The following is a 25,355-nucleotide window of genomic DNA, read 5'->3' as shown; positions in this document are numbered from 1 at the left end:
CGCCCGGACGTCAGTTCCCCCGCGAGCCCAGGCTGCCCACGCTGGCTTCCAGCGTGGTGGAGCCGGTGCGCCACGGCCGGGCCTGGTCCCTCAGCCACGTCCCAAGGCGGGCCACCAGGGCGCAGCCCACTAGCAGCGATACGCCAATGCCCAGTCCCTCCAGAAGCGTCAGGGTGGGGCCCACGCGGCTGGACAGGCCCGCGTAGCTGGACCAGCCGTACACGATGGGCAGGTGCAGCACGTAGACCCAGAGCGACAGGCGGCCCAGGGGCGCCAGCAGGCCGCTGACCTTGCGCGGCAGCATGTTGACCACGCCCAGCACCATCATCCCCTGGCCCACGCGGTACGCCACCAGCCACGCGCTGGCGGTGCCCCAGTCCTGGTTCTGCCCGCGCATGAACCAGAAGAGGCCGCCGCCCAGAATCAGCAGCGCCAGCCCCTGCGGCACGCCGGGGCGGAGGGTGCCCAGCAGGCTCGCGGCGAGGGCGCCCGCGAAGAAGTAGCTGGCCCACGGGAAGAAGGGGAAGCGGCTGGCGCCGCCACTGCCGATGAGCTGGGTCAGCGGCCCGGGCAACCCTTCGCCCAGGGTCCACAGGATCGCGCTCACCAGTGGCAGGCCCACCGCGACCACCGCCAGCATCACCGTGCGGCCCCAGCGGCCCGGCGTCACCGCCAGCAGGGTGGCACCCACCAGGAGGGCGAAGCCGATGCACTGGAGCGCGTCGAAGACGAGCACCTTCGTCAGCATCCGCTCGGTCATCCCCATCTGGATGACCGTGGACCACCCGGGCCAGTGGACGAGGTAGCCCAGGAAGATGAGCAACAGCGCGCGCCGCACCCGCTTGCCGTAGGTGTCCCGGGCCGCGGTGGGCTTCGAGCCCAGCGCCGCGACCACCGCCCACCCCGCGACCATCAGGAACAGGGGCGCGGTGATGCCTCGGCAGGTCCAGTAGTGCTGGACCCACACGTCCGCGCGCACGTCCGGCGACAACACCGCGTCCAGCGTGTGGCCAATGACCATCGCCATCACCGCGAGTCCGCGCGCGCAGTCGAGTCCGGGGTGCCGGGTGTCTCGTTTCTGGAAGGTGAAGGTAGGGCCGAGTTGACTCACGAGGTCTCCAGCATAGGCCGTGACTCGGGCCACGTCTCGAAAACGCATGAACCCGTCAGCCCCCACTTCACGGAGAGACAGGGCGCCCTGACGGGTCGTGTGGTGCTACAGGGAAAGACATGCACCTGCACGCCCTGCTGCCCAGCTTGCTGTTGCTTGTCTTCCTGGCTCCTCTCGGCGCGCGCGCCGCGTCGGGCGATGAGTGGCTGGGGCCGGACAAGCCCAAGCATTTCGCGGCGTGTTTCGTGTTCGCGGGCGCGGGGTACGCCGGGGGCGCGCTGCTCTTCGACAATCCCCACGCGCGCTGGCTCACCGGCGCGGGGCTCGCGATGGGCGCGGGGGTGGGCAAGGAGCTCTATGACTTGGGGCGCGGGACGACGTTCTCGATGAAGGACCTGGCGTGGGATGCGGTGGGCACGGCGTCCGGGCTCGCGGTGTCGTACGTGGTGGACCGGCTCGTCTTCCGCCGTGACGACACGCCGTCCGAGGTGGCCCGCCGGGCGCGGCTACGTCACCCCGTCGCGCTCCGCCTCCACGTCGCTGGAGACGGGAGCCTCCCGGGTGGGCTCGCCACGCGCATGGCGTTCGACGAGCTGTACCAGCTCCTCTCGATGCAGCCTCGGGTCCACCGTCACCAGGGCGCCGCCGCGGCCGGAGGCGCTGGAGACGAGCACGGTGACCTTGCCGCGCGGGCATTGGTTCATGCAGCCGGAGGGGAGCACGCGGACCTGTTCCCCCAGGCCGCGTTCGGTGAGCGTGCCTTGGAGCCAGCGCGGCAGGTCCAGTCCTCCGGCACGCGTGCCGCCCTTCATCAGGCACTTCCGGCAGACGAGCACCTCCACGTCCTCCACCGGACCACCGCCGCTGTCATCCCGCATCCGTCCTCCATCGTCTCGTCGATGCCGCTCGATGCGCCGCGCGCCCGGCCCTGAGGCACAGGGGCCCTGTTTGCTGCAGCACGCACGGCGGGCTGAGACTGGGAGGTAGCGCGCTGTCGGGAGTCTCGCAGGCCACCCTGGTCGTTCGAGTGCTTCCGGAGCGGGAAGGCGGCCCGGTGGCTGATGGGTCCGGAAAGCGGACGTACAGGGATGTCGCGACACAGCATTCCTCCCGGGCTGATTGCTGGTAGCTTGCGCCGCGCTATCGAAGCGGCCATGGAGGGCTTCCATGATTCAGAACCGGTGGGTCTCGCTGCTGTCGCTGTCCGCTCTGGGCGTCAGTGCGCTCACGGGGTGTGAGCGGACGCTGCCGCCCGCCGAGGCGCCCGTGGCCGCGCCGGAAGCCCAGAAGCTGCCGGCGCCCAAGCCGATGTCGGCCGAGCAGCTCGCGCACTTCTTCAAGCCGCTGCCCCAGCGCAAGGACGCGCCGCCTCCCCCCGAGGACACCGACGCCCAGGTGGCGCTGGGGCGGATGCTCTACTTCGAGCCGCGCCTGTCGAAGAACCACGACGTGTCCTGCAACACCTGCCACGGCCTGACGACCTTCGGCGTGGACAACAAGGCACTGTCGGACGGCCACAAGGGGCTGAAGGGCACGCGCAACTCGCCCACCGTGTACAACGCGGCCGGGCACATCGCGCAGTTCTGGGACGGGCGCGCGGACACGCTGGAGGCGCAGGCCACGGGCCCCATCCTCAATCCGGTGGAGATGGCCATGCCGGATGAGAAGCGCGTGCTGGCCACGCTGTCCTCGATCCCGGAGTACACGAAGCGTTTCCGTGAGGCCTTCCCGGGCGACAAGAAGCCGGTGACCATGGCCAACACCGCGCGCGCCATCGCCGCCTTCGAGCGCAAGCTCGTCACGACCTCGCGCTTCGACGCCTTCGTGGGCGGCAAGCACGACGCGCTCACGGAGCAGGAGCAGCGGGGCCTGCAGCTCTTCGCCACCACCGGGTGCACCACCTGCCACAACGGCCCCGCCGTGGGCGGTACCTCCTTCCAGAAGCTGGGCCTCATCGAGGACTACCCGGGCCTGAAGGACGCGGGCCGCTTCGACGCCACGAAGAACGAGGATGACCGGGGCAAGTTCCGGGTGCCCACGCTCCTCAACGTGGACAAGACGGGGCCGTACCTGCACGACGGCAGCGTGGTGGAGCTGCCGCAGATGGTGCGGCTGATGGCGAAGCACCAACTGGCGCGCACGCTGACGGACCCCGAGGTGGACGACCTGGTCGCCTTCCTCAAGAGCCTCACGGGGGAGCTGCCCCCCGCGGAGTTCATCGCCCCGCCGGAGCTTCCCCCCAGCACCGCGAAGACGCCCAAGCCGGACCCGTCTTAAACGTGCGCGGCGCCCCGCGCGTTGCTAAGCAGCGAGGCCCATGGACCGAATGCTCTTCTACGCCCACTCCGGGCTCCGCTATCTGGTGCTGCTGGCTGGAATCCTGGCCCTCGCGTACTTCGTCTCCGGGCTCGCCACCCGGAAGCCCTTCGACAAGCTGGGGCGCATCCTGGGCTCGGCCTACTCCGGGCTGCTCCAGCTTCAGGTGCTGCTGGGCGTCGGCGTGCTGGTGACGCGCTTCTATTACCCGGCGCTCATCGGGCACATCGTGATGATGGTGCTCGCCGCCGGCGTGGCGCAGGCGACGCTGTCCATCAACCGCCGCAAGCCGCAGCCGACCTTCGTGCTGCCGCTGGTGGGCGTGGCGGTGTCCATCGTCTTCATCATCGGCGGCATCATGGCCATTAGCCGTGGCGTGTTCACCACGACGGCGATGTGAGCCGCGCCGGGTAAATGCTGCGCTGAATCACGGCGCGCGGCGCAAATGCTGCGCGCATCAGGCCAACCCCCACGCATGTTCGCCTGGGTGTTGGCCTTTCGTCATTCTGGCCCTCGCATTGCAATTCGTGTCGTGCGTGCCGGGCAGTGAGCCCGGCCTCCCTTCGAGGAGGGGCACGCGGCGATGCGGACACACGCCCAGGACGGACGACCGCGCATGGCGCGGGGGCTCGTCCCCGTCATTCAGCTTCTGGCCCTGGTGGCGGCGCCAGTGGCGGGGGCGCAGAGCGCCTCGCAAGGGGCCACGCTCTTCACGCAGCGCTGCGCCACCTGTCACACGGTGGGCGAGGGCGACCGCGTGGGGCCGGACCTGCACGGCGTCATGGAGCGGCGCGACGAGGCATGGGTCACCCGCTTCATCACCAGCCCCGGCGCCGTCATTGACGAAGGCGACCCGGTGGCCAACGCGCTGCTGAAGCAGTTCAACGGCATCCGGATGCCGGACCAGCAGCTCGCTCCCGAGGAACTCGGCGCCCTCTACGCCTTCTTCCGCGACTGCACGAAGAAGGGGGCGGGCGGCTGCAAGCCGTCGCCCGCGGCGAAGATGGGCACGGATGCGACCTCGGAAGAGGTTGCGCGCGGCCGCCGGCTCTTCGAGGGCACGGAAGCCCTGGCAAAGGGCGGTCCCGCCTGTTTCGGCTGTCATGACGTGCGCGGGCTGGGCGTGGCGGGCGGCGGCACGCTGGGGCCCAACCTCACCTTCGCCTTCGCGCGCATGGGCGAGCGCGGCATGCGGCCTCTCCTGGCGAAGCTGGACACGCCGATGATGGCCGCGCTGTACGCGAAGGCCCCGCTGGAGGAGGAGGAGCAATACGCCCTCAAGGCGTACCTCGCGGACGTGTCGCGCGACGGCAGCAAGCCTCGCACGGACAGGGACTTCTTCTACCTGGGCCTCGTCGGGATGCTCGCGGTGCTCGGGTTCATGGGCGTTGCCTTCAACGCGCACACCAAGCGAGGTCAGCCGTGAGTGAAGCCCTCTTTTCCGCCATCCCCTACGTGGCGGCGGGCGCGGCCGTGGTGGGCGTGGCGCGCCGGCTGATGGCACGCGCGCCCGCGAATGCCCCCAGCGCGCCCACGCCCTGGACGCTCTCTGGGCGGGCCGTGCTGGCGGGGGGCGTCATCGTGGCCCTCATCCACCTGCTGGGGCTGCTGGCGCCGCGTGCGATGCAGGCCTTCAATGCGTCGCCGGGCCGCCTCTTCACGCTGGAGGCGGTGGGCCTCATTGGCGCGCTGCTGCTCACCTGGGGCCTGGTGGGCCTGACGCTGCGCCGCGCGCGAGAAGGGCAGTGGAGCACCGCCGCGCTGCTGGGGTTGCTGTTCGCGCAGTCGTGCTCTGGCCTCTACCTGGCGGTGGCGCTGCGCTGGGGCTCGGCCTGGTACGTCCACGTGGTGGTGCCGTACCTGCGCTCGGTGCTGGCCTTCCAGCCGGACGCGTCGCTGCTGGCGCAGGCGCCCTTCATCGTCCAGTTCCACACCCTGTTCGGGATGGTGGTGCTGGCGCTGGCTCTCTTCATCCGCGCGCGGCCCGAGCCCATCACCGCGCCCCTGCTCGTCACGCCTCGGGAGGAGACCGCCCGCTGACGCGGCGGCACACCCGTCATGAAAGTCGCCTCGAATCGCTTCTCTTGCCGTGCCCTGACCGCTGCCTGGATGGGCCCGCTGGCCGCGCTCTCCCTGGCGGGCTGTAGCGGCCCGGTGAACAACCAGCAGGGCTACATGCCCGAGCAGCCCGTGGCCTTCTCCCACGCCGTCCACGCCGGGCAGTACGGCCTGGATTGTCAGTACTGCCACGTGGGCGCGGAGAAGAGCCGCCACGCCGGCGTGCCCTCCACCAGCGTGTGCATGAACTGCCACACGCAGGTGAAGACGGACTCGCGCGAAATCCAGAAGGTCGCGGCCGCGGTGGCGGAGAACAAGCCGCTGGCGTGGGTGCGCATCCACCGCCTGCCGGACCACGCGTACTTCAACCACGCCAGCCACGTGGGCGCGGGCCTGGACTGCCAGACGTGCCACGGGCCCGTGCAGGAGATGGTGCGCGTGGAGCAGAAGGAGCCCATGACGATGGGCTGGTGCCTGGATTGCCACCGCGACACGGCGGCGAAGCAGGTGTCCGCGCCGCCGCCTTCCGCGCCCCGCGCTGGAGAGCTGCTGGCCCTGTCGTCCGGCGCACCCGCACCGGAGCCATTGAAGGCCCCTCGAATCCTGCAGCCCCCTACGGACTGCTCGAGCTGCCACCGCTGAGGAGTCCCATCCATGTCCGACCCACTTCCCAAGTACTGGCAGAGCCTGGCGGAGCGCGCTGGCGACCTTGGCGCGCTCGCACAGACGCAGGATGAATTCGCGGAGCCGCTCCCCGTGGGCGTCGCCGCCACGCCTCCGGATGCGAACAGCCGCCGTGACTTCTTCAAGCTGATGGGCCTGAGCGCCGCGGCGGCCATGGTGGCCTGCCAGCGCGCGCCGGTGCAGGAAATCATCCCCTACGTGGCGCGCCCGGATGAAGTCACGCCGGGGCTGGCGCTCTGGTACGCGTCCACCTGCAACGGGTGCAGCGCCCGGTGCGGCCTGCTGCTGAAGACGCGCGATGGCCGCCCCATCAAGGTGGAGGGCAACGACGAGCACCCCGTGTCGCGCGGTGGCGTGTGCGCGGTGGGCCAGGCGTCGGTGCTGTCGCTCTACGACGCGAGCCGCGCCCGTTACCCCACCCGCGGCGCCACGCGCGTGTCCTGGACGGACCTGGACGCGGACGTCACGCAGGCCCTGCGCAAGGCCACCGAGGCGGGGAAGGCCATCCGCGTGGTGTTGCCCTGGCACCTGGGGCCCACGGCGGAGGCGGCCGTGAAGCGCTTCCTGGCCGCGCACCCCACCGCGCGGACGGTGCGCGACGAAGCCCTGGGGGAGCTGTCCGCCATCGCCGACGCCCACCGCGTCACGCATGGCGTGCGCGCCGTGCCGGACTACCGCTTCGACAAGGCCGCCGTCATCGCCAGCTTCGGCGCGGACTTCCTGGGGACGTGGGTGTCGCCCGTGGCCTTCACCCGGCAGTACGCGGAGTCGCGCGACGCGGCCCGGCGCCGGACGATGTTGCGGCACTTCCAGGTGGAGCCGGTGATGACGCTCACCGGTGCCGCCGCGGACCGCCGCTTCGTGGTGGCGCCTTCCGATGTGGCGCTGGTGCTGGCGGACCTGGTGCGGCGGCTGGCGGTGAAGGCGGGCCGCGAGGTGCCCGGATTGGCGTCGCTGCCGCCGCCCGCGCTGGACGAGGCCGCGAGGGGGGAGCTCGCGGACTCGCTGTGGGCCCAGCGTCAGGACGCCCTGGTGGTGGCGGGTGGTGATGACGTGGCCACGCAGGTGCTGGCCAACGTCGCCAACGCGCTGCTGGGCAACGAGGGCCACACGGTGTCGCTGGCGGACGGCACGGCGCTGGACGCGGACGCGCTGTCCTTGGGGACGCTGCTGACCGAACTGCGCGCCGGCAGCGTGGGCGCGGTGCTCTTCATGGGCGTCAATCCCGTCTACAGCGACCCGCGCGGCGCGGAGCTGGCCGCGCTGCTGAAGGACGTGCCGCTCACGCTGTCCACCAGCGACCGGCGGGACGAGACGGCCGTGCACGTGGGCCTCCATGCACCGGAGTCCACCGCGCTGGAGTCGTGGGGCGACGCGGAGGTGCGCCGGGGCGTCGTGTCACTGCGCCAGCCCGCGGTGGCGCCGCTACACGAGACGCGCAGCGGCGTGGAGTCGCTGCTCCAGTGGGCGGGAGCGCCCCAGCCGCACTACGACTTCCTCCGCGCGCGCTGGGAGGCGGAGGTCTTCCCCCAGGCCAGCAGCCTGGGGCAGGGCTTCATCGCCTTCTGGGACGATGCCCTCCGCCGGGGCGTGGTGACGCTCGGCGCCGCCGCGGCGGAAGCGCCCGCCTTCCGCGAGGAGGGGCTGGCGAAGGCGCTGGCCGGCGTGGCCCGTCAGGCCGCGGAGTGGGAGCTGGTGCTGTATCCCACGGTGGCGCTGCGTGACGGTGCCCCCGCGAACAACGCCTGGCTCCAGGAGGTGGCGGACCCCATCACCAAGGTGACGTGGGGCAACCCGGCGTGCATCGCTCCGGCCCGCGCGAAGGCGCTGGGACTGAAGGACGGCGACGTCGTCCAGGTGCGCGCGGGGAGCACGACGCTGTCGGTGCCCGTGCTGGTGCAGGCGGGAACGCACCCCTCTGTAATCGCGGTGGCGGTGGGCTACGGCCGCACGCAGGCCGGGCGCGTCGCGGATGGCATCGGCGTCAATGGCTACCCGCTGTCGGCGGTGGTGGGCGGACGCGCGCGGCGCACGGTGCCTGGCGTCACGGTGCAGGCCACGGGCGAGCAGCAGCCCCTGGCGCTGACGCAGACGCACCACCGGCTGGAGGGACGGCCGCACGTGCGCGAGGCGGAGCTGGCTGCTTTCCTGGCCAACCCGCGCGCGGGCAACGAGGTGCAGGCGGGGCACGGCGGGGGAGGGCACTCGCTCTCCCTGTGGTCGGGGCACGAGTACAAGGGGCATCGCTGGGCGCTGGCGGTGGACCTGAGCGCCTGCACGGGGTGCTCGGCCTGCGTGGTGTCGTGCCAGGCGGAGAACAACATCCCCAGCGTGGGGCGCGACGAGGTGCTGCGCCGGCGGGACATGCACTGGATGCGCATCGACCGGTACTACCAGGGGGACGAAGCCAATCCCCAGGTCGTCCACCAGCCGATGATGTGCCAGCACTGTGAGAATGCGCCGTGCGAGACGGTGTGCCCGGTGCTGGCCACGGTGCACTCCAGCGAGGGCCTCAATCAGCAGGTCTACAACCGCTGCGTGGGGACGCGGTACTGCGCCAACAACTGCCCCACGAAGGTCCGCCGCTTCAACTGGTTCGACTACGAGCACGCCGAGCCGTTGGAGCGGATGGTGCTCAACCCGGACGTCGTGGTGCGCAGCCGGGGCGTCATGGAGAAGTGCTCGATGTGCGTACAGCGCATCCAGGAGTCCAAGGCCGCCGCGAACCGGGAAGGCCGCCCGCTGCGTGACGGGGACATCCAGACGGCGTGCCAGCAGAGCTGCCCTGCGAAGGCCATCCACTTCGGTGACGTGAACGACCCCGACAGCCAGGTGGCGCGACTGGCGAAGGACGGGCGGGCGTTCCGGCTGCTGGAGGAGCTGAACATCGGGTCGTCCATCACCTACCTCACGAAGATCCGGAACACCGGGTCGGGAAGCGGCACATGAGCAACCAGCATCTGTCCCCGCTGCGCGAACCGCTCGTCACCGAGCCGCGCTCCCTGGGCCAGCTCACCGAGGAGATCTGCGCCCCCATGGAGCGGGCCCCCACGTGGAAGTGGTGGGTGGCCTTTGGCATCGCGGTGTCCGTGCTCGGCACGGGCGCCGGCATCGTTGGCTACCAGGTGGCCACGGGCATCGGCGTGTGGGGCCTCAACAAGACGATTGGCTGGGCCTTCGACATCACCAACTTCGTGTTCTGGGTGGGCATTGGCCACGCCGGCACGCTCATCTCCGCCATCCTCTTCCTCTTCCGGCAGAAGTGGCGCACCAGCATCAACCGCGCGGCGGAGGCGATGACGCTGTTCGCCGTGATGTGCGCGGCGCTCTTCCCCCTCATCCACATGGGCCGGCCGTGGCTGGCCTTCTGGGTGATGCCGTATCCGAACGACCGCGGCAGCCTGTGGGTGAACTTCCGCTCGCCGCTCTTGTGGGACGTGTTCGCCATCTCCACGTACTTCACCGTGTCGGCGGTGTTCTGGTACGTGGGCCTGATTCCGGACCTGGCCACCGTGCGCGACAGGGCGAAGGCGGGGATTCGCAAGGCCGTCTTCAAGGTGATGTCGCTGGGGTGGACGGGCTCGAACCGGACGTGGAGCCGCTACGAGACGGTGTACCTGCTGCTGGCGGGTCTGGCGACGCCGCTGGTGCTCAGCGTGCACACCATCGTCTCCATGGACTTCGCCACGTCGGTCATCCCCGGCTGGCACACCACCATCTTCCCGCCGTACTTCGTCGCGGGCGCGGTGTTCAGCGGCTTCGCCATGGTGCTGACGCTGATGATCATCACCCGCGTGGTGCTGGGCTACGAGCACCTCATCACCCTGCGCCACCTGGAGAACATGACGAAAATCATCATCGTCACGGGTGGCCTGGTGTCGCTGGCGTACGCGACGGAGTTCTTCATCGCCTGGTACTCGGGCAACCCCTACGAGCGCTTCGCCTTCATGAACCGCGCCTTCGGTCCCTACGCCTGGGCGTACTGGATCATGGTGACGTGCAACGTGGTGTCGCCGCACCTCTTCTGGTTCAAGAAGATTCGCACCTCGCCCGCAGCCATCTTCGTCCTGTCGCTGGTCATCAACGTGGGCATGTGGTTCGAGCGCTTCGTCATCATCGTCACCAGCCTCCACCGCGACTTCCTGCCGTCGAGCTGGGCCATGTACACGCCGACGATGGTGGAGGTGGGGACCTTCATCGGCACCTTCGGTCTCTTCTTCACGCTGTTCCTGCTCTTCGTCCGCGTGCTGCCCATCATCTCCATCGGCGAGGTGAAGAGCGTGCTGGGCTTCGCGCGTGACGGCCATGCGGCGCAGCCACACCCGCCCGCGAAGCCCGTCGCCGAGGAGCCGCACCCCGTGGCCCACCGGCCCGCGTCGCCGGTGCCGCTGGCCATCGCCACCCGAAAGGATGCACCTGTATGAGTGCCCCGGTTCTCATCGGCTACTTCGACAGTGAGGCGCAGGTGCTCGACGCCACCCGGGCGGTGCGGGAGGCGGGCTTCGTCCTCCACGACGTGTACACGCCGTATGCGGTGCACGGGCTGGATGACGCCATGGGCCTCAAGCCCAGCCGCCTCACCTGGGTGTGCTTCGGCGCGGGCCTGCTGGGCTGCACGCTGGCGCTGTCGCTCCAGTACTACACCAGCGTCGTGAGCTGGCCGCTCAACGTGGGCGGCAAGCCCTTCAACTCCTTCCCCGCGTTCATCCCGGTGACCTTCGAGCTGACGGTGCTGTTCGCGGCGCTGGCGACGGTGGCGGCCTTCCTGGCGCGGGCGAAGCTCTTCCCCGGGAGCCGCCGCTCGGTGCTCCCGCGTGTCACGGATGACCGGTTCGCCATCGCGGTGACGCCGCGCGAGGCCCCCTCGGAGCTGGACGCGGCCGAGGACCTGATGCGCCGCCACGGCGCGGTGGCGACGGACCTGCTGGAGGAGGTGGCGTCGTGAGAAGGCTGCACCTGGGCGTGGTGGTCCTGAGTCTGACCGTCGCGGGCTGCGAGCAGGACGAGACGCGGCCCAACTTCGAATACGCGCCGGACATGGTGTCGTCCGTGCCGTTTGACACCTTCGCGGCCAACCCCGTCACCGTGGACGGCAAGACGTTGCTGGCGCCGGTGAAGGGGACGGTGCCGCGTGGGTATCAGCCGCTGCACCTGGCCGCGGGCGCCGAGGAGGCGGCGCGCGCGGGGCGGGAGCTCCAGAATCCGTACCCGGCCTCTCCGGAGGTCCTGGCGCGGGGCAAGGTGACCTTCTCGCGCTACTGCGGGCCGTGCCACGGCCCGGAGGGCCTGGGAGACGGGCTCGTCACCGCCCGCTTCCCCATGCCGCCGTCGCTGCTGGCGGAGCGCGCGAAGCAGCTCCCCGACGGGCAGGTGTTCCACATCATCACCCATGGGCAGGGGCTGATGCCGGCCCATGGCTCGCAGGTGGCTCCAGAGGACCGGTGGAAGATCGTCCACTATGTCCGGACCTTGCAGGACCCCGCGCGGACGGCGCGGAAGGACGTGCCATGAGCGCTTCGACGCATGAGGCCGCCGCTGTTTCGACCAGTGGCTTCGAGGTTCCTCCCGCCGTGCACCGCGCGGCGCAGGTGTTGGCCGGCGTGGGCCTGGGCATCCTGGTGGCGGGGTTGGCCATCGCGCGTGAGCGTGCCCTGACGAGCCTGCTCACCAGCGGCTTCTACTTCCTCTGCCTGGGCCTGGGCGGCGCGGTGTTCCTGGCGCTGATGTACGTGGCCAACGCGGGCTGGTTCACCGTGTTCAAGCGCATCCCCGAGGCCTTCGCGGCCTACGTGCCCTGGGGGGCCGTGACGATTCTGGCGTTGCTGCCCTTCGTGTCCACGCTGTATCCGTGGGCGAAGCCAGGTGTCATGGAGACGGACCACCTGCTGCACGAGAAGGCAGCCTTCCTCAACGTGCCCTTCTTCGCGGTCCGCATGGTGGTGATGCTGGCGCTGTGGGTGGGCTTCACGTGGATGCTGCGGCGCATCTCCCTGCGGCAGGACGCGGAGCGCTCCCTGGAGCTGGCCGGGCGCAACGTGACGGTGTCGGCGGTGTTCCTGGTGCTCTTCTCGCTGACCTTCTGTCTGGCCGCGTTCGACTGGTTGATGACCCTGGAGCCGCACTGGTTCAGCACCATCTACGCGCTCTACAACATCGCGGGCCTGCTCAGTTCCACGGTGTGCGCCATCACCGTGACGGCGATCCTGCTCCACCGCGCGGGCGCGCTGCCGCAGCTCAACACCAGCCACCTTCACGATTTGGGCAAGCTGATGTTCGGCTTCGCCACGCTGTGGGCCTATTTGTGGTTCTCGCAGTTCCTGCTCATCTGGTACGCGAACATCCCTGAGGAGACGGTCTACTTCGTCACCCGGCTGCACGGCACCTGGGCGGTGGCGTTCTACGTGAACGTGGCGCTCAACTGGGCGCTGCCCTTCGTGCTGCTGCTGCCGAGGCCCGCGAAGCGCAATCCGTCGCACCTGCTGCGGGTGGCCGCCATCCTCCTGGTAGGCCGCTGGCTGGACCTGTACCTGATGGTGGTGCCTGGCGGTCAGCCTGACGGTGTCGCCCTGGGAGTGTTCGAGCTCGCCGGCTTCGTGGGAATGGCGGCGCTCTTCACATTGGCGGTGACGCGCACCGTGCGCTCCACGCCCATGGTGCCGGTGGGTGACCCGTACCTGGTGGAGAGCCTGCACCACCACACCTGAGCCTGTTCCAGAGAAAGGGAGCGGTGGAAGCCTCGGCGCCGAGGCCTCCCCGGAAGCCCGCTCCCGACCGCGACGCCGCCCGTCCTCCTCGGCGGGCGGCGTTGCCCTTTCCAGGGTAGGGTGCGACATGGCCTTCTCCCCTCCTGGACGAGCCCCCCTCCGAGTGGCCTTGCTGGGCTACGGCATCGCGGGCAGGTCCATCCACGCTCCGCTGATTCAAGGTGTGGACGGGCTGGTGCTCCAGGTCGTCGCCTCGCGCCAGGAAGCGGCGGTGCGGTCCACGCTGCCACACGTCACCCTCTGCGGCTCCCACGAGGACGGAGCCACACATGCCGACGTGGACCTGGTTGTCATCGCCACGGCGAATGACCGACACGCCCCGCTGGCCGAGGCCGCGCTCCGGGCGGGAAAGCACGTCGTCGTCGACAAGCCCTTCACCATCACCCTGGCCGAGGCCCGCGCGTTGCGGGCCCTGGCGGAGTCGCGTGGCCTGCTGCTCTCGGTGTTCCACAACCGGCGTTGGGACACCGACTTCCTGGCGTTGAAGGCGCTGCTGGCGGAAGGCACCCTGGGCCACGTTGCTCACGTCGAGTCGCGCTTCGACCGGTTCCGCCCGGAGGTCCGCACCCAGTGGCGGGAACAGATGGTTCCGGGCGCGGGCGTGTGGTTCGACCTGGGGCCGCACCTCGTCGATCAGGCGCTGCAACTGTTTGGACTGCCGGAGTCGGTGTCCGGTACGCGTGAGGTCTTGCGCGAGGGCGCCTTCGTCGATGACTGGTTCCAGTACACACTCGTCTATCCACGGCGGCAGGTGGTGCTCCAAGCCTCCATGCTCATCGCGGCCCTGATGCCTCGCTTCGCCGTACATGGCTCACGGGGCTCGTGGCTCACTTTGGGCAGGGAGCCGCAGGTGCCACGTCTGGTGATGGGTGAGTCTCCAGAAGGCGCGGAGTGGGGCGAGGCCCCGGCGCCTGGACGGGATGGCGCGCCTACCGTCGCTTCGGCAGGGGACTACCGCCAGTACTATGCGGGCATCCGGGATGCCCTGCTGGGAGGGGCGCCCAACCCCGTGACGCCCATCCAGGCTGTGGCCGTCCAGGCCGTGCTGGAGGCGGGCATCCGGGCGCAAGAGCGTGGCGGCGCACAGGGCCTGGACCTCTCGGAGGCGGAGCGTGCCGCCTTCGACGCAGGCGCTGCTTGATTCCCGCCCGGTGGGATGCCTACTCCTAGCCCCGTCGTGGACTCTCCTTGTCGCCTGCGCGACCCCCTGAGGACCTCTTGAGCTCGAAGAAGCCCGGCCGAAACGACCCGTGTCCCTGTGGCAGTGGCAAGAAGTACAAGGTCTGCCATGCCGCCGAGGACCGGGCACGCGCCGCGCCGCCCGCCGCCCCCGCCTCGTCTGCCAGGGCCGACCTCGAGGCGGCGATGGAAGTGCTGGGCGACCCCGATGTGTCCAAGCTGTCCGGTGCCCTGGAGCGGCTGGCGGAGTTGCTGACGGACTGGGGACCGGCGCCGGGCCTGCGCTTCGATGTGAAGGCCTTCTCCGAGCACGTGGGGAATGAACTGGCCCGCCTTTCGGAGAACACGGAGCAGGACGCCGCCAGCGCCCGTCGCGAGCTGTTGGTGGGAACGGTGCGCGCGCTCGGCACGCCTGCATTCCTGGAGGCGCTCGGCGCCGCGCTGATGTCCAAGATGTCCACGCCCGGCCTGTCCGCGGAGGACCGGCGCGCCATCGGCGTGGGTACACTGCTGGCCTCCGCGTCCAAGCGGATGGGCAAGGCCCGGCCGGAGGACATCCCCGTCCTGGACGTCGTCTTCGACGTGCAATTCCGCGAGTGGAGCGCCAGGCACAAGGAGCTGTCCCAGAAGTACGAGGCGCTGGTGAAGGGGCTCGAGGAGGAGTCCCTCTCCGACGAGGCGAAGGCCGCGCTCCAACAGGCTCGCGGCGGCGACGTGGGCGCGCTGCTCAAGTACGTGCAAGAGGACCCGGAGCTGGCCGAGCGCATCGCTCGCGAGGCCAAGGAGCGCGCCGCCCGCGTGGAGGCGTGGCTGCGGGCCTCGACGACGCCGGCCGTCTTCTCGCCCGAAGAGGAGCTGTGGCTCACGTGCGCGCTCTGGGACCCGATGCAGGCGCTGAAGGCCCTGCCCACGGGCACGGAGCCCTCGGTGCGCCGGGACGCGGTGACGGCGCTGATGCGCGCGGTGAAGGGCGCGCTCGACGAGGACTTCCTCGTGGGGCTGCTCGACCGGTTGCGGGAGAAGGCGAAGGATGCGGCCGCGGATGACGCCACCCGCACGGCGTACATGGATGCCGCCATCGCCTTCGAGGCGGAGCCCGCGCGGATGACGCTCGCCGCGCTGCTCACGGCACGGAAGGAAGCAGAGGGGCGCTCGCCCGAGGAGATGGTGGCGCTGGCCGACCTCAAGGCGCTCACCGCGTGGACGCCGGAGGCCTTCGAGCCCTACCGCGCGCTGCTGCTGAGCATGGGCCTGCCTGCCGCCGCCGCGCGCATCGAGCGCTGCCAGTCATGGCTCAAGGAGCATCCGGTGACGCTGCGCACCGAGCAGGCCTGAGCCGGGGCTGCATCAGGACGCATCGGGTCGATGACGGCGCGGGGCGTCCACGGGGCGCACGTTGTTCAGGCCGAGCATGTTGAATGAGCCCCAGCGCATGGCCGCCGCACGGGTGGGCGACGACGACGAGCGGCCAAGGCCTCGGTAGTCGAAGGCCAAGGTCTCGAAGCCGTTCCGGGCCGGTCGCGCCCGGGACGCGGATGCGTCCGCGAGGGGCGCTGTGGCGGCAAAGAGGCTCGCGCAGCGCGAGAATCCGTCGGACGCGCGGAGCGAGGTGGGCTCCCCGTGATGGGGCTCTGGATGCGCTGGCATGCTCCGGGTCTCCTGAGACAGTCATCGGCCTCGGAAGGTCGCGGGCCGGCGTTCGAAGTGGGCGGAGAGCGCCTCCTGCACGTCCTCGGTCGTCGCGAGCTGCTGGATGGCCGGCAGGAGCTTTGCCGCCGCGGCGCGCTCCCCTTCGAGGACCGCCGTCCGCGCGCTCTCGATGGTCGCCTTGATAGCGAGGGGCGGCTTCGACGCGATGCGGGCCGCGAGGCCCATCGCCGTCTCCATCAGCGCCTCGCGCGAGACGACACGCTGCACGAGCCCCAACCGGTGCGCTTCACGCGCGTCGAGCGCATCGCCCGTCAGCAGGTACTGCATCGCGTTGCCCCAACCCATGGTCCGCACCCACCGGGCCGTGCCCCCGCCGAAGGGGAAGATGCCTCGGTCGATTTCAATCTGCTCGAAGGTGGCGTCCTCGGAAGCCACCGTGATGTCGGCCGCGAGCATCAGTTCGATGCCGAGCGTGAGGCACTTGCCATGCACCGCGATGATGAGCGGCTTCGTTCTCGCGGGGCCATGCGTGGCCCACGGGTCGATGCCCGCCGCGCTGAACAGCGTCTGGGCGTCACCCAGCCTGGGAAACACATCCATGAGGTCCAGCCCCGCCGTGAACACGGTGCCGTGAGCGAAGAGCACGCACACCCGGACGTTCTCGTCGGCCTCGGCCCGCCCCAGCGCACCCGAGAGTTGCTCGATGAGCGCGATGTTCATCGCGTTCCGCTTCTCAGGGCGGTTCAGTCCAATCTTCCGCACGAACCCTTCGGTCTCTTCCGTGATGAAGTTGCTCATGAGTCCCTCATTGGGTGGTGGAGTCACTTCGTCTGTTCGAGCCAATCCGCCGCCTCCATCCAGACCGCCTCGGGCGTGCTGGAGCGGAACCAGCCGAAGTGGCCGATGCGCTTCATGCCGAGCTCCGCGGGCGTGCGGTGCAGGTGCTCGCGCGTCGCGTTCGGGTAGTAGTCGAGCAACGCACGCGCTGCGGCCTCCGGCGCGATGGCGTCGTCGGAGAAGCTGTAGAGCCGTATGCGTGCCCGGACCCGGTCGTTGTATGGCCTCAGCGGCCCGCCGTTGTCATCGGAGACGTAGTGTGGGTTGCGGCACCAGCGCGCCCACTGCTTCGCGATGCCTCCTGGCAGGTCTTCCGAGCCCACGGCGCGGCCAGGGAAGTAGCCCAGCAGCGCGACGGAGACGGGCAGCGCGACGTACCAGATGGCGGCCAAAGCCAGCCTCTGGCGGAGCGGCCAGTGCCGCCACCAGCCGTGCTGTGAGCCAATCATCAGCACGGACTGGATGCGCGAGGCGTTCTCCGCCAGCCCCAGCATCTGACCGCCCGCCGAGTGGCCCACGACGGCCAGCCGGTGCGAGGGGAACCGCGCCGTCACCCAGTCCAGCACAGCGGGCGTGTCCAGCTCGCCCCAGTCCTGGAAGCGGGCCTGGTTGCGCAGGGACGCGTCGACGACCGAGTCCCCCATGGTCCGGTAGTCATACGTGACGACCGTGAAGCCTCGGCCCGAGAGGAACCGGGCGAAGGCGTCGTAGTACCTGCGCGGCACGGCCGTCGCGGGATTGATCTGGACGACCACGCCATTGTCCTGGAGCCCCGGGTACACCGTCGCGGCCAGTGGGAGCCCATCTCGGGCGGGAATCCGGACGACCTCCGGTGAGGCGGTCGCGACGGGAGAGGGCAGGGCGTCATCCTGCATCATGGCACCTTCCTGGAGGGGGCTGTCTCCGGACGCAGGCATCGCCAGGCGGCATCTGCGAGGACCTTCTCGATGCCGGCCTTGAGCTCCACGTGACCGTTGGCCCAGGCGCGCAGCAATTCCTGGGCGGGGCCGAGCATCAGCGGCATGTAGACGGCCGGAGGCAGTGGCAGCAGCTCGCCCGCCTGGGCATGGGCCTTCATCCGGCTGAAGCCTTCCCGGATGAAGTCGCCCGTCGCGGTTTGGATTTCCTGTTCGGCCGCGGCCACGGCTTCCTCACGGCGCATGCGCAGGAGATAGCGGGCGGCCTCCGGGTGCTCCCGGGACCAGGCGATGTGGTGGGTGACGATGGTGCGCACGAAGGCTTCCGCGTCGTGCTTCCGCTCCAGCCGCCCCCGCAACGACTCCTGATGGAGGCGCAGGCAGTCGATGTAGAGCGCCACCGCGATGCCTTCCTTCGCACCGAAGTGGTGGTAGACGCTGCCCACGCTGGCGCCGCTGACCTTGCGGATGTCCTCGATGGTCGTCGCCGCCCAGCCCAGCCGGGAGAAGCAATCCAGCGCGGCATCCAGGATGGCACGACGGCTCTGTTCGCCAGTCGCGCTGCGACGTTTACGCTCCATGACTAGAATCTGATTCTAGAGCTAGATTCTAGTCAAGCGGCCGGCCGGGCCGGCCCATGTTGTCTGGAGGTCAGAACGCTGACCCTGGCATTCCTGTGTCTACAGGGTCGCGGCGCGGACGAGCCGCAGGACGACCGTGAAGTGGAGCCCCGCACCGACGAGCGTCAGGGCGTGGAACAGCTCGTGGTAGCCAAAGACGCCGGGCCGGAGGTTCGGCCGCTTCAGGGCATAGGCGAGGGCGCCCGCCGTGTAGGCGACGCCCCCCGCGAGGATGAGCGCCAGGTTGCTGCCCGTGAGGGCTTGCCGTGCTTCATCGAAGTACGGCACCAGCGTCCAGCCGACCGCGACGGCCAACGCCGCCGTCACCACCTTGGGCGCCTGTATCCAGAACAGCGACTGCAGGACTCCAGCGAGCGCGCCTGCCCAGATGAGGAGCAGCAGGCGGTTGCCCGCGGCCCCGGAGATGCCCAGCAGCGCGACGGGCGTATAGGTGCCCGCGATGAGGATGAAGATGGAGGCGTGGTCCATGCGCCGCATCCACGTCCTCCCTCGCGTGGACCAGTTCACCCGGTGGTAGGTCGCGCTGACCGAGAACAACACCACCAGGCTGACGGCGAACACGGCGGCGGCCGCCGCGGCCCGGTCGGTCGGGGCCATCAAGACGAGCACCAGGCCCGCTCCCAGCGCACCCGTGGCGGCGAACTGATGCAGGACCCCCCGCAGTTTCGGCTTCTCCGCGGCCTGGGCGCTCAGGACCGGCCCCCCGATTCGAGGACGGCGAGGACGTTGAGCTCGGCTGTGTCGGACAAGACGGCTCGGCGAGAGACGGGATACATGAGGGGCTCCAACTCCACCGGAGAGTTACCAGTTGGTAGGTTCCGGTTGGGTAACTTACTGTTGGGTAGGTTAGAGGTCAACGTGGCGACGAAGAAGCGACTCTCGGGTGCCGACCGCCGGGTCCAGTTGATGGCGGTGGGGCGAGGCGTGTTTGCCTCGAAGGGTTACGAGGCGACCTCCATTGAGGAGGTGGCCCATCAGGCGGGCGTGTCGAAGCCCATCGTCTACGAACACTTCGGCGCGAAGGAGGGGCTCTACGCGGCCATCGTGGACCGGGAGATGGATGACCTGGTGACGCGCGTGTCGGAGAGCATCGCCTCGGGCACGCCCCGCGAACGGTTCGAGCGGGCGGTGCTGGCCTTCATGACGTACGCCAAGGAGGAGCCCGCGGGCTTCGCGGTGATGACGCGCGATTCACCGCTGGCGGCTGGACGGCGAGGCCTGACGCGCGTCATCGACGATCTCGCGCTGCGCGTCTCGGACATCTTCAAGAGCGAGTTCGAGCACGCTGGCTACAACCCCAAGGTCGCGCCCATCTATGCGAACGCGCTGGTGGGCATGGTGACGCAGGTGGGGCAGTGGTGGGCGGAGGATGGGCGCTCCTTCTCGATTGACCACGTCGCGCGCCACGTCGCGGCGCTCGGGTGGATGGGATTGCGGCACCTGCCGAAGGAACCGGCTGCTTCGAACGGGCGGCGTGGCGCGAAGCGACGCGGCGGTTGAGCCCCGCGGCGCGCCTCCGAGGCCCGGTTCGAGCATGGGAAACTGGTGGAACGCCCCGACTTGGTGGATGGTCTCCCCAGCTCCGTGGACTCCTTCCTTCGTTCACCCCTCCGCTGGCTCTGGCTGCGCTGGTTCTCCATCTCACCGGCGACGCTGCTGGCGCTCTCCTTCGCGGTCCTCATCGCGGTGGGGACGGCGGGGTTGCTCTGGCTCCCGGCGTTGTATACGGGCCCGCGCCTGGGCTTTCTCGACGCGCTCTTCACCATGACGAGCGCGGTGTGTGTGACGGGGCTCTCCGTGGTGAACGCCGCGACGGCCTTCACCCGCTGGGGGCAACTGTGGTTGCTCGTCTTCATCCAGTTGGGGGGCCTGGGGCTGGTCACCCTCACCACGCTCGTCATCGGCGCGTTGGGCCGGCGGCTCTCCCTCCGCAGCGAGGTCATCGTCGGTGCGCCCATGGACTACACGCACCGGCAGAACGTGGTGTCGCTGACGCTGCGGGTCGCGCGCTTCACCTTCGGGGTGGAGGCGCTGGGGGCGTTGTTGCTGTGGCTGCTGTGGCTGCCGCGCTTCGGCTGGAAGGAGGCGGCCTGGCACGCCGTCTTCCATTCGGTCAGCGCCTTCTGCAACGCCGGGTTCTCGACGTTCAGTGATTCGCTGGTGGGCTTCAACCGGGAGCCCCTCACGCTCCTCGTCATCTCCTTCCTCATCATCATGGGGAGCCTGGGCTATCTGTCGAGCGAGGAGGCGCTGCGTTGGTGGCGCAGCCGCGACCAGCGCTCCCGGCGGATGAGTGTGCACACCTTCGCGGCGCTGCTCGTCACCGGGGTGTTGCTGGTGGGCGGCACCGTGCTCTTCGCGCTCTTCGAGTGGCGGGGAACGCTGGCGCCCCTGGGCTACGTGGACCGGGTGGCCAACGCCTGGTTCATGTCCGCCACGGCGCGCACGGCGGGCTTCAACAGCGTGAGCTACTCCGAGGTGAGCAACGCGAGCGGCTTCTTCACCATCCTGCTGATGGTGGTGGGGGGCAGTCCTGGCTCCACGGCCGGGGGCTTGAAGACGACGACGCTGGCGGTGCTGGGCGCGCTCGCCTTCACGCGCATCCGGGGCCGCCGGCACGCCGAGTTGCATGGGCGCGCCATCCCGGAGGGGACCATCGAACGCACGGTGTCGCTGGCCCTCATCGCCTTCGGGGTGATGACGGCGGCCGTCTTCGTGCTCTCCTTCACGGAGGGGCGCGGAGCGGAGTCGGTGCAGGCCGCGCGCGCCAGCTTCCTGCCCGTCTTCTTCGAGGTGGTCAGCGCCTTCTGCACGGTGGGGCTGACCATGGATATGTCGCCCAGCCTGAGCGTGGCGGGCAAGCTGCTAATCATCGGGCTGATGTTCGTGGGACGGCTGGGGCCGCTGTCCTTCTTCGCCGCCCTCAGCCTCCGAGCCCGGACGCACCTGCGGCACGTGCGCCCCGCGCAAGAGGACCTCATCGTTGGTTAAGGAGCACGGATGAAGCGCATCATCGTGGTGGGTCTGGGCAACTTCGGCTCGGTCATCGCCGCGCGCCTACATGAGCAGGGGCATGACGTCATCGCCATCGACCCGCGCCCGACGGTGGTTGACGCCCTGGGCGCGCGCGTATCCAAGGCCATGGTGGGAGACGCCACGCAGCGCCAGGTGTTGGAGGAAGTGGGCGCGCGGGGGGCGGACGCCGCCATCATCTCCACGGGAGAGGACCTTTCGGCCAGCATCCTCGCGCTGCTCGCCCTGCGGGACACGGGCATCCAGGACATCTACGTGAAGGTCCGGTCGGATGACCATGCGCGCATCGCCAACGCGCTGGGGGCCACCGAGAGCATCTTCCCCGAGCGGGAGAGCGCCCTCGGGCTGGCCAGCCGCATCACCAGTGGCCGGCTCCTTCAGTACGTGCAGCTGGGAACGGAGTTCGGTCTTCAGGAGATGCCAGTGCCGGAGGCATGGTATGGCAAGAGCCTGCGCGTGCTCGCCCTGCCGCAGCGCTACCGCGTGCACGTGGTGGCCGTGCATGACGTGCTCCAGGACCGCATGCTCCCGGTGCCGGACCCGGACCGGCTGCTCACCCCTTCCGACGCGTTGCTCGTCGCGGGCGAGCCCTCCGCGCTCGAGGCCGTAGCCGCGCTGCGCTGAGCTCGTGGCGCGGACGGCTCGGTACTTTCGCCCGGAACGCCCGCGCCCTTCTCAGTGACAACTGGCTCCGCCGGCGTTCACGCTCACGGCGCGGTAGACGAGCACCGCCGCCGCCGCCAGCGGCACCGCCCGTTGGAGCAGCAGGGACATCCACTTCGGGCGGTGCTTCCACAGCGCCGCTTGAAGCTGCGCCCCCAGCAGGGCGGGCAGGCCGCCAAGCGCGAACGCGGCGAGCACCAGCGCTCCGCCTCCGAACGAACCGCTCGCCAGCGCCACCGCGAAGACGCCATAGAGGAGGCCACAGGGCAGCAGCGGTGTGACCGCACCCATTGCGCTCGCGCGGCCCGTCCACGAAAACTTTGCGCCCCAGCGCGTGACATGGCGCGCGAGGTTCGCCATGCCCGGCAGCGGGCGCAGGCGCTTGCCCAGCTCCAGCGCGGACGCGACCAGCGCCAGCGCCATCAGCCAGGGAAGGTAGGGGCGGGTGGAGACCGCCAGCGCCTGGGTGACGCCTCCACCCAGCATGCCCAGGGCGCCGCCCACGAGGGCATACGCGCCCAGGCGCGCTCCCTGGTAGGCGACGACGGCCCGGCGGCGCTCGGGGCCTGGCACGCTGGGGAGACCCGCGCAGGCCAGCGGTCCGCACATGAGGAGGCAATGCACGCTCCCTGTGAGCCCCACCACGAAGGCGCCCAGGGCGCCGGCGATGACGGTGGGTTCGGAGGTGTGCAGCAGCGAGGCGAGTGCGGCCGGTTCGGGCGACATGAACGCGGTGCATCGCAACAGGCATGCCGTTCGCAAGGTGACATCGTGAATGCCTGCCCCCACGACATCGGAGCCTGCTCCGGCCGCCTGTCTTCACTGCGGCAGCCCCGTTCCTCCTGGGGGCGCGGCGCGCGACTTCTGCTGTGTGGGGTGCGAGGCCGTGCACGGCCTGCTCGTGGAGCAGGGGCTCACGCGCTACTACCAGCTCGCGCAAGGAAAGACGGCGCCCGCGCCTGAGCCGCGCAAGGAACGCGCGTTCGCGTGGCTGGAGCCGCTCATGAGCCGCGCGGAGGCGACTCCTGGCCCCTTGTGCGCGCTCGAACTGGACGTGCAGGGCATCCACTGCGCCGCATGCGTGTGGCTGATGAACGAGCTGTTCCGCCGGCAGCCGGGCGGGGCGGGGCTGACGGTGGACCCGGCCCTGGGCAAGGTGCGGATGCTGTGGCGGCGCGGCGCCTTCGACGTGGCGGAGTTCCTCCGCGGCGTGGAGGGCTTTGGCTACCTCTTCGGACCCAGCCGCAAGCGCCCGGAGCGCACGAGCCTGGACCTGCCCATCCGCCTGGGCATCTGCGCCGCGCTGTCGATGAACGTGATGCTGTTCTCGGTGAGCTTCTACGTGGGGCTCACGCCGGAGGATGGCGATGTCTTCCGTCTCTTCACACGGCTGAGTCTGTGGCTGTCGTCCGCGGTCGTGGTGGTGGGCGGCTGGCCCTTCTTCCGCTCCGCGCTTCAGGGCTTGCGCCGCGGCGTGCTGCACCTGGACCTGCCCATTGCCCTGGGCATCCTGCTGGTGTTCGGCATGTCGCTGGCGCAGGCACGCGGAGGGCGCGGCGACCTGGCGTACTTCGACACGCTCAACACCTTCGTCACGCTGATGCTGGTGGGCCGGTGGCTCCAGCAACGTGTGTTGGAGCGCAACCGGCGCTTCCTGCTGGATGACGACGGGGCGGAGGGGCTCTTCGTGCGCAGGGAAGAGGGCGCACGCCTCGCCACCGTGCGCGCCGCCGAGGTGGCCGACGGCGACGTGCTGGTGATTGCGCCGGGGGACCTGGTGCCAGTGGACGCGGTGCTGCTCGATTCGGGGGCCCGCGTGTCCACGGATTGGATTACGGGCGAGCCCGGCGAGCGCGCGGTGGGGCAGGGCGGCGCGTTGCCCGCGGGCGCGTTCAACGCCGGGCGCGAGGCCGTGCGTGTCCAGGCGAAGCAGGCGTTCACCGACTCGCCGCTGGTGGCGTTGCTCCGCCGGGCGCCCACGGACGCGCGGGGCCCCGCGCTACACACCCGCTTCTGGGACCGCGTGTCGCGCCGCTGGGTCGTCACGGTGCTCTTCGTCTCCGCGTTGGGGCTCGCGCTGTGGTGGCCCGCCGGGCCGGACAAGGCATTGGAGGTGGCGGTGGCGCTGCTGGTGGTGACGTGCCCGTGCGCCATCGGCATCGCCACGCCGCTGGCCTACGAGTTGGTCCAGGCGCGCCTGCGCCGCGGCGGCTTCTTCATCCGGAGCACGGACCTGCTGGACCGGCTGCCGCGCGTGCGAAAGGTGCTCTTCGACAAGACGGGGACGCTGACGCTGGGGCGGCTGGAGCTGGTGGACCGCGCCGCGGTGGCGGGGTTGACGCCCGCGTCGCGCGACATCGCCTTCGACCTGGTGTCGCGCAGCAACCACCCCGCCAGTCGCTGCCTCGCTGCCGCGCTGGCTCGGGAAGGCGCGCGCTTCGACTCGGAGGCGCGTGTGTCGGAGCTCGCGGGCCAGGGGCTCGAGCTGAATCGAGAAGGCGTGCGCTGGCGGCTGGGCCGCGCGGACTGGGCCACCGAGGCGCGTGGGGTGGAGACAGGGCAGCCGGACCGCGAGCCTACGGATGGCGCGTCGCGTGCATGGGGCAGCCCCGCGAGCCGCCACTCCAGGCCGAGTGGGCGTGTGGAGGTCCTCCTCTCCGGTTCGGGCCTCGCCGCGGGCCCGGTGCTGACCCGTGACGGCGTGCCAGTGGCCTTCTTCCAGCTCCGGGAGTCGGTACGTCCCGACGCGCGCCGTGAGGTCCAGGCGCTCCAGGGAGAGGGCCGCGAGGTGTGGCTCATCTCCGGGGACAGCCAGGGCCGCGTGAGTGACATGGCCGCCGCGCTGGGCATCCCCACCCAGCGCACCCTGAGTGGCCAGCGTCCCGAGGACAAGGCGGAGGCCGTCGCGAAGCTGGACGCGGCGGACACGCTGTACCTGGGTGACGGCGTCAACGACAGCCTCGCCTTCGAGCGAGCCCTCTGCGCGGGTACACCCGCCATCGACCGGCCGGTGATGCCCGGCAAGAGCGACTTCTTCCTCCTGGGCGAAGGTCTGGGCGCCATCCGCGAGGCACTGCGGTTGTCGGCCCGGTTGCGCCAGGTGGTGCGCCGGCTGCTGGTCCTGGCGGTGAGCTACAACGTGGTGGCCGTCGCCGTGTGCCTCGCGGGTTGGATGACGCCCCTGCGCGCCGCCGTGGCCATGCCCGCCACCAGTCTGGCCACCGTGCTCCTTACGGTGTGGTGGCTGTCCGCCTCACGCGAGCGCGCTGCCGCCTCGCCCACGCCGCCGCTTCGGGAGGTGCCGGCATGAACGTCCTCATCCTCCAGGTCTTCGTGAGCCTGATGCTCGTCGCCAGTTCGGTGCTGCTGTTCGTCTACAGCGTGCGCCACCGCGACCACGAGCACGCCGATCGGCTCTCGCTCTTCCCGCTCGAAGACGACAGCGCCCGTCCGGCGCCTGGCGCCCCCGAGCCCCCGTCCTCCGCTTCCCAGGAGTGAAGCC

The 25,355-nt window shown here is 70.2% G+C and carries 25 protein-coding genes; 18 read left to right on the top strand and 7 right to left on the bottom strand.

The genetic code is table 11. The features are described 5' to 3' along the window. Window positions 1–10: 10 nt before the first annotated feature. Window positions 11–1,177: an acyltransferase gene (locus tag FL344_RS12810; RefSeq protein ID WP_141618719.1), complete on the bottom strand. Its 1,167-nt coding sequence runs from the start codon at window positions 1,175–1,177 to the stop codon at window positions 11–13. A gap of 53 nt (window positions 1,178–1,230) precedes the next feature. Between FL344_RS12810 and FL344_RS12805 the strand changes: the two genes are divergently transcribed. The 13 genes from FL344_RS12805 (at window position 1,231) to FL344_RS12745 (ending at window position 15,447) form a co-directional block, all read left to right on the top strand. Then, on the top strand, window positions 1,231–2,043 hold the full coding sequence (locus FL344_RS12805; RefSeq protein WP_141618718.1) for a hypothetical protein: 813 nt from the start codon (window positions 1,231–1,233) through the stop codon (window positions 2,041–2,043). A gap of 235 nt (window positions 2,044–2,278) precedes the next feature. Beyond that, window positions 2,279–3,388: a cytochrome-c peroxidase gene (locus FL344_RS12800; protein WP_141618717.1), complete on the top strand. Its 1,110-nt coding sequence runs from the start codon at window positions 2,279–2,281 to the stop codon at window positions 3,386–3,388. Between the two features lie 40 nt (window positions 3,389–3,428). After that, window positions 3,429–3,827: a hypothetical protein gene (locus FL344_RS12795; protein WP_141591084.1), complete on the top strand. Its 399-nt coding sequence runs from the start codon at window positions 3,429–3,431 to the stop codon at window positions 3,825–3,827. Between the two features lie 183 nt (window positions 3,828–4,010). Continuing rightward, complete coding sequence (locus FL344_RS12790) at window positions 4,011–4,853, top strand: c-type cytochrome (protein WP_228564988.1); 843 nt, start codon at window positions 4,011–4,013, stop codon at window positions 4,851–4,853. Then, a complete protein-coding gene (locus FL344_RS12785) occupies window positions 4,850–5,467 on the top strand; it encodes a respiratory nitrate reductase subunit gamma (protein ID WP_141618716.1) in 618 nt (205 codons plus the stop codon). Before FL344_RS12790 ends, FL344_RS12785 begins: the two co-directional genes overlap by 4 nt. Before the next feature lie 18 nt (window positions 5,468–5,485). Continuing rightward, window positions 5,486–6,127 (top strand): cytochrome c3 family protein, encoded by a 642-nt coding sequence (locus tag FL344_RS12780; RefSeq protein WP_141618715.1) that lies wholly within the window; start codon window positions 5,486–5,488, stop codon window positions 6,125–6,127. A gap of 12 nt (window positions 6,128–6,139) precedes the next feature. Beyond that, on the top strand, window positions 6,140–9,118 hold the full coding sequence (locus tag FL344_RS12775) for a TAT-variant-translocated molybdopterin oxidoreductase (RefSeq protein ID WP_141618714.1): 2,979 nt from the start codon (window positions 6,140–6,142) through the stop codon (window positions 9,116–9,118). After that, on the top strand, window positions 9,115–10,593 hold the full coding sequence (gene nrfD / locus FL344_RS12770; RefSeq protein WP_141618713.1) for an NrfD/PsrC family molybdoenzyme membrane anchor subunit: 1,479 nt from the start codon (window positions 9,115–9,117) through the stop codon (window positions 10,591–10,593). Before FL344_RS12775 ends, nrfD begins: the two co-directional genes overlap by 4 nt. Continuing rightward, window positions 10,590–11,114 (top strand): DUF3341 domain-containing protein, encoded by a 525-nt coding sequence (locus tag FL344_RS12765; RefSeq protein WP_011555509.1) that lies wholly within the window; start codon window positions 10,590–10,592, stop codon window positions 11,112–11,114. Before nrfD ends, FL344_RS12765 begins: the two co-directional genes overlap by 4 nt. Then, window positions 11,111–11,680, top strand: coding sequence for a cytochrome c (locus FL344_RS12760; protein WP_141591094.1), 570 nt, complete (start codon window positions 11,111–11,113; stop codon window positions 11,678–11,680). The genes FL344_RS12765 and FL344_RS12760 overlap by 4 nt, the downstream gene beginning before the upstream one ends. After that, window positions 11,677–12,873: a hypothetical protein gene (locus tag FL344_RS12755; RefSeq protein ID WP_141618712.1), complete on the top strand. Its 1,197-nt coding sequence runs from the start codon at window positions 11,677–11,679 to the stop codon at window positions 12,871–12,873. Before FL344_RS12760 ends, FL344_RS12755 begins: the two co-directional genes overlap by 4 nt. Before the next feature lie 127 nt (window positions 12,874–13,000). Next, window positions 13,001–14,074, top strand: a complete 1,074-nt coding sequence (locus tag FL344_RS12750; RefSeq protein ID WP_141618711.1) for an oxidoreductase — start codon at window positions 13,001–13,003, stop codon at window positions 14,072–14,074. Between the two features lie 77 nt (window positions 14,075–14,151). Then, on the top strand, window positions 14,152–15,447 hold the full coding sequence (locus tag FL344_RS12745) for a YecA family protein (protein WP_228564987.1): 1,296 nt from the start codon (window positions 14,152–14,154) through the stop codon (window positions 15,445–15,447). A 12-nt stretch (window positions 15,448–15,459) separates the two neighbouring features. Here FL344_RS12745 and FL344_RS38495 read toward each other — a convergent pair whose 3' ends face one another. The 5 genes from FL344_RS38495 to FL344_RS12725 all read right to left on the bottom strand — a co-directional run bounded on the left by FL344_RS38495 (window position 15,460) and on the right by FL344_RS12725 (window position 18,781). Then, complete coding sequence (locus tag FL344_RS38495) at window positions 15,460–15,759, bottom strand: hypothetical protein (protein ID WP_141618709.1); 300 nt, start codon at window positions 15,757–15,759, stop codon at window positions 15,460–15,462. A 21-nt stretch (window positions 15,760–15,780) separates the two neighbouring features. Next, window positions 15,781–16,560 (bottom strand): crotonase/enoyl-CoA hydratase family protein, encoded by a 780-nt coding sequence (locus FL344_RS12740; RefSeq protein ID WP_141255272.1) that lies wholly within the window; start codon window positions 16,558–16,560, stop codon window positions 15,781–15,783. 23 nt (window positions 16,561–16,583) lie between these two features. Continuing rightward, window positions 16,584–17,477 (bottom strand): alpha/beta fold hydrolase, encoded by an 894-nt coding sequence (locus FL344_RS12735; RefSeq protein WP_228564986.1) that lies wholly within the window; start codon window positions 17,475–17,477, stop codon window positions 16,584–16,586. Continuing rightward, window positions 17,474–18,097: a TetR/AcrR family transcriptional regulator gene (locus FL344_RS12730; RefSeq protein ID WP_141618708.1), complete on the bottom strand. Its 624-nt coding sequence runs from the start codon at window positions 18,095–18,097 to the stop codon at window positions 17,474–17,476. The genes FL344_RS12735 and FL344_RS12730 overlap by 4 nt, the downstream gene beginning before the upstream one ends. Window positions 18,098–18,196: 99 nt before the next feature. Beyond that, complete coding sequence (locus FL344_RS12725; RefSeq protein ID WP_255508191.1) at window positions 18,197–18,781, bottom strand: hemolysin III family protein; 585 nt, start codon at window positions 18,779–18,781, stop codon at window positions 18,197–18,199. Window positions 18,782–19,015: 234 nt separating this feature from the next. On the opposite strand from FL344_RS12725, the gene FL344_RS12720 reads away from it, so the two are divergent. The 3 genes from FL344_RS12720 to FL344_RS12710 all read left to right on the top strand — a co-directional run bounded on the left by FL344_RS12720 (window position 19,016) and on the right by FL344_RS12710 (window position 21,814). Further along, window positions 19,016–19,657, top strand: a complete 642-nt coding sequence (locus tag FL344_RS12720; RefSeq protein WP_225909458.1) for a TetR/AcrR family transcriptional regulator — start codon at window positions 19,016–19,018, stop codon at window positions 19,655–19,657. An 84-nt stretch (window positions 19,658–19,741) separates the two neighbouring features. Then, window positions 19,742–21,148 (top strand): TrkH family potassium uptake protein, encoded by a 1,407-nt coding sequence (locus tag FL344_RS12715; protein WP_228564985.1) that lies wholly within the window; start codon window positions 19,742–19,744, stop codon window positions 21,146–21,148. 9 nt (window positions 21,149–21,157) lie between these two features. Next, window positions 21,158–21,814, top strand: a complete 657-nt coding sequence (locus tag FL344_RS12710; protein WP_141591112.1) for a TrkA family potassium uptake protein — start codon at window positions 21,158–21,160, stop codon at window positions 21,812–21,814. 51 nt (window positions 21,815–21,865) lie between these two features. Here the strand turns inward: FL344_RS12710 and FL344_RS12705 are convergent, their stop codons facing one another. Further along, window positions 21,866–22,579, bottom strand: coding sequence for a sulfite exporter TauE/SafE family protein (locus FL344_RS12705; RefSeq protein WP_141618706.1), 714 nt, complete (start codon window positions 22,577–22,579; stop codon window positions 21,866–21,868). 49 nt (window positions 22,580–22,628) lie between these two features. On the opposite strand from FL344_RS12705, the gene FL344_RS12700 reads away from it, so the two are divergent. Continuing rightward, window positions 22,629–25,163, top strand: a complete 2,535-nt coding sequence (locus tag FL344_RS12700) for a heavy metal translocating P-type ATPase (RefSeq protein WP_141618705.1) — start codon at window positions 22,629–22,631, stop codon at window positions 25,161–25,163. Then, entirely contained in the window at window positions 25,160–25,351 is a 192-nt protein-coding gene (locus tag FL344_RS12695) for a cytochrome oxidase (protein WP_141591119.1), read from the top strand. The genes FL344_RS12700 and FL344_RS12695 overlap by 4 nt, the downstream gene beginning before the upstream one ends. The last annotated feature ends 4 nt before the right edge of the window (window positions 25,352–25,355 follow it).

Source organism: Myxococcus sp. AB036A, from assembly GCF_006547355.1.
GTDB lineage: Bacteria > Myxococcota > Myxococcia > Myxococcales > Myxococcaceae > Myxococcus > Myxococcus virescens.
This window is presented reverse-complemented; position numbering and strand designations above follow the sequence as displayed.

What these genes read in the sequence shown, in the direction of transcription:
- FL344_RS12795 (WP_141591084.1), top strand. Translation starts at nt 3,429, where the DNA reads ATGGACCGAATGCTCTTCTACGCCCACTCCGGGCTCCGCTATCTGGTG.
- FL344_RS12695 (WP_141591119.1), top strand. Translation starts at nt 25,160, where the DNA reads ATGAACGTCCTCATCCTCCAGGTCTTCGTGAGCCTGATGCTCGTCGCC.
- FL344_RS12780 (WP_141618715.1), top strand. Translation starts at nt 5,486, where the DNA reads ATGAAAGTCGCCTCGAATCGCTTCTCTTGCCGTGCCCTGACCGCTGCC.
- FL344_RS12750 (WP_141618711.1), top strand. Translation starts at nt 13,001, where the DNA reads ATGGCCTTCTCCCCTCCTGGACGAGCCCCCCTCCGAGTGGCCTTGCTG.
- FL344_RS12790 (WP_228564988.1), top strand. Translation starts at nt 4,011, where the DNA reads ATGCGGACACACGCCCAGGACGGACGACCGCGCATGGCGCGGGGGCTC.
- FL344_RS12710 (WP_141591112.1), top strand. Translation starts at nt 21,158, where the DNA reads ATGAAGCGCATCATCGTGGTGGGTCTGGGCAACTTCGGCTCGGTCATC.
- FL344_RS12735 (WP_228564986.1), bottom strand. Translation starts at nt 17,477, where the DNA reads ATGATGCAGGATGACGCCCTGCCCTCTCCCGTCGCGACCGCCTCACCG.
- FL344_RS12800 (WP_141618717.1), top strand. Translation starts at nt 2,279, where the DNA reads ATGATTCAGAACCGGTGGGTCTCGCTGCTGTCGCTGTCCGCTCTGGGC.
- FL344_RS12765 (WP_011555509.1), top strand. Translation starts at nt 10,590, where the DNA reads ATGAGTGCCCCGGTTCTCATCGGCTACTTCGACAGTGAGGCGCAGGTG.
- FL344_RS12755 (WP_141618712.1), top strand. Translation starts at nt 11,677, where the DNA reads ATGAGCGCTTCGACGCATGAGGCCGCCGCTGTTTCGACCAGTGGCTTC.
- FL344_RS12805 (WP_141618718.1), top strand. Translation starts at nt 1,231, where the DNA reads ATGCACCTGCACGCCCTGCTGCCCAGCTTGCTGTTGCTTGTCTTCCTG.
- FL344_RS12775 (WP_141618714.1), top strand. Translation starts at nt 6,140, where the DNA reads ATGTCCGACCCACTTCCCAAGTACTGGCAGAGCCTGGCGGAGCGCGCT.
- nrfD (WP_141618713.1), top strand. Translation starts at nt 9,115, where the DNA reads ATGAGCAACCAGCATCTGTCCCCGCTGCGCGAACCGCTCGTCACCGAG.
- FL344_RS38495 (WP_141618709.1), bottom strand. Translation starts at nt 15,759, where the DNA reads ATGCCAGCGCATCCAGAGCCCCATCACGGGGAGCCCACCTCGCTCCGC.
- FL344_RS12740 (WP_141255272.1), bottom strand. Translation starts at nt 16,560, where the DNA reads ATGAGCAACTTCATCACGGAAGAGACCGAAGGGTTCGTGCGGAAGATT.
- FL344_RS12700 (WP_141618705.1), top strand. Translation starts at nt 22,629, where the DNA reads ATGCCTGCCCCCACGACATCGGAGCCTGCTCCGGCCGCCTGTCTTCAC.
- FL344_RS12705 (WP_141618706.1), bottom strand. Translation starts at nt 22,579, where the DNA reads ATGTCGCCCGAACCGGCCGCACTCGCCTCGCTGCTGCACACCTCCGAA.
- FL344_RS12730 (WP_141618708.1), bottom strand. Translation starts at nt 18,097, where the DNA reads ATGGAGCGTAAACGTCGCAGCGCGACTGGCGAACAGAGCCGTCGTGCC.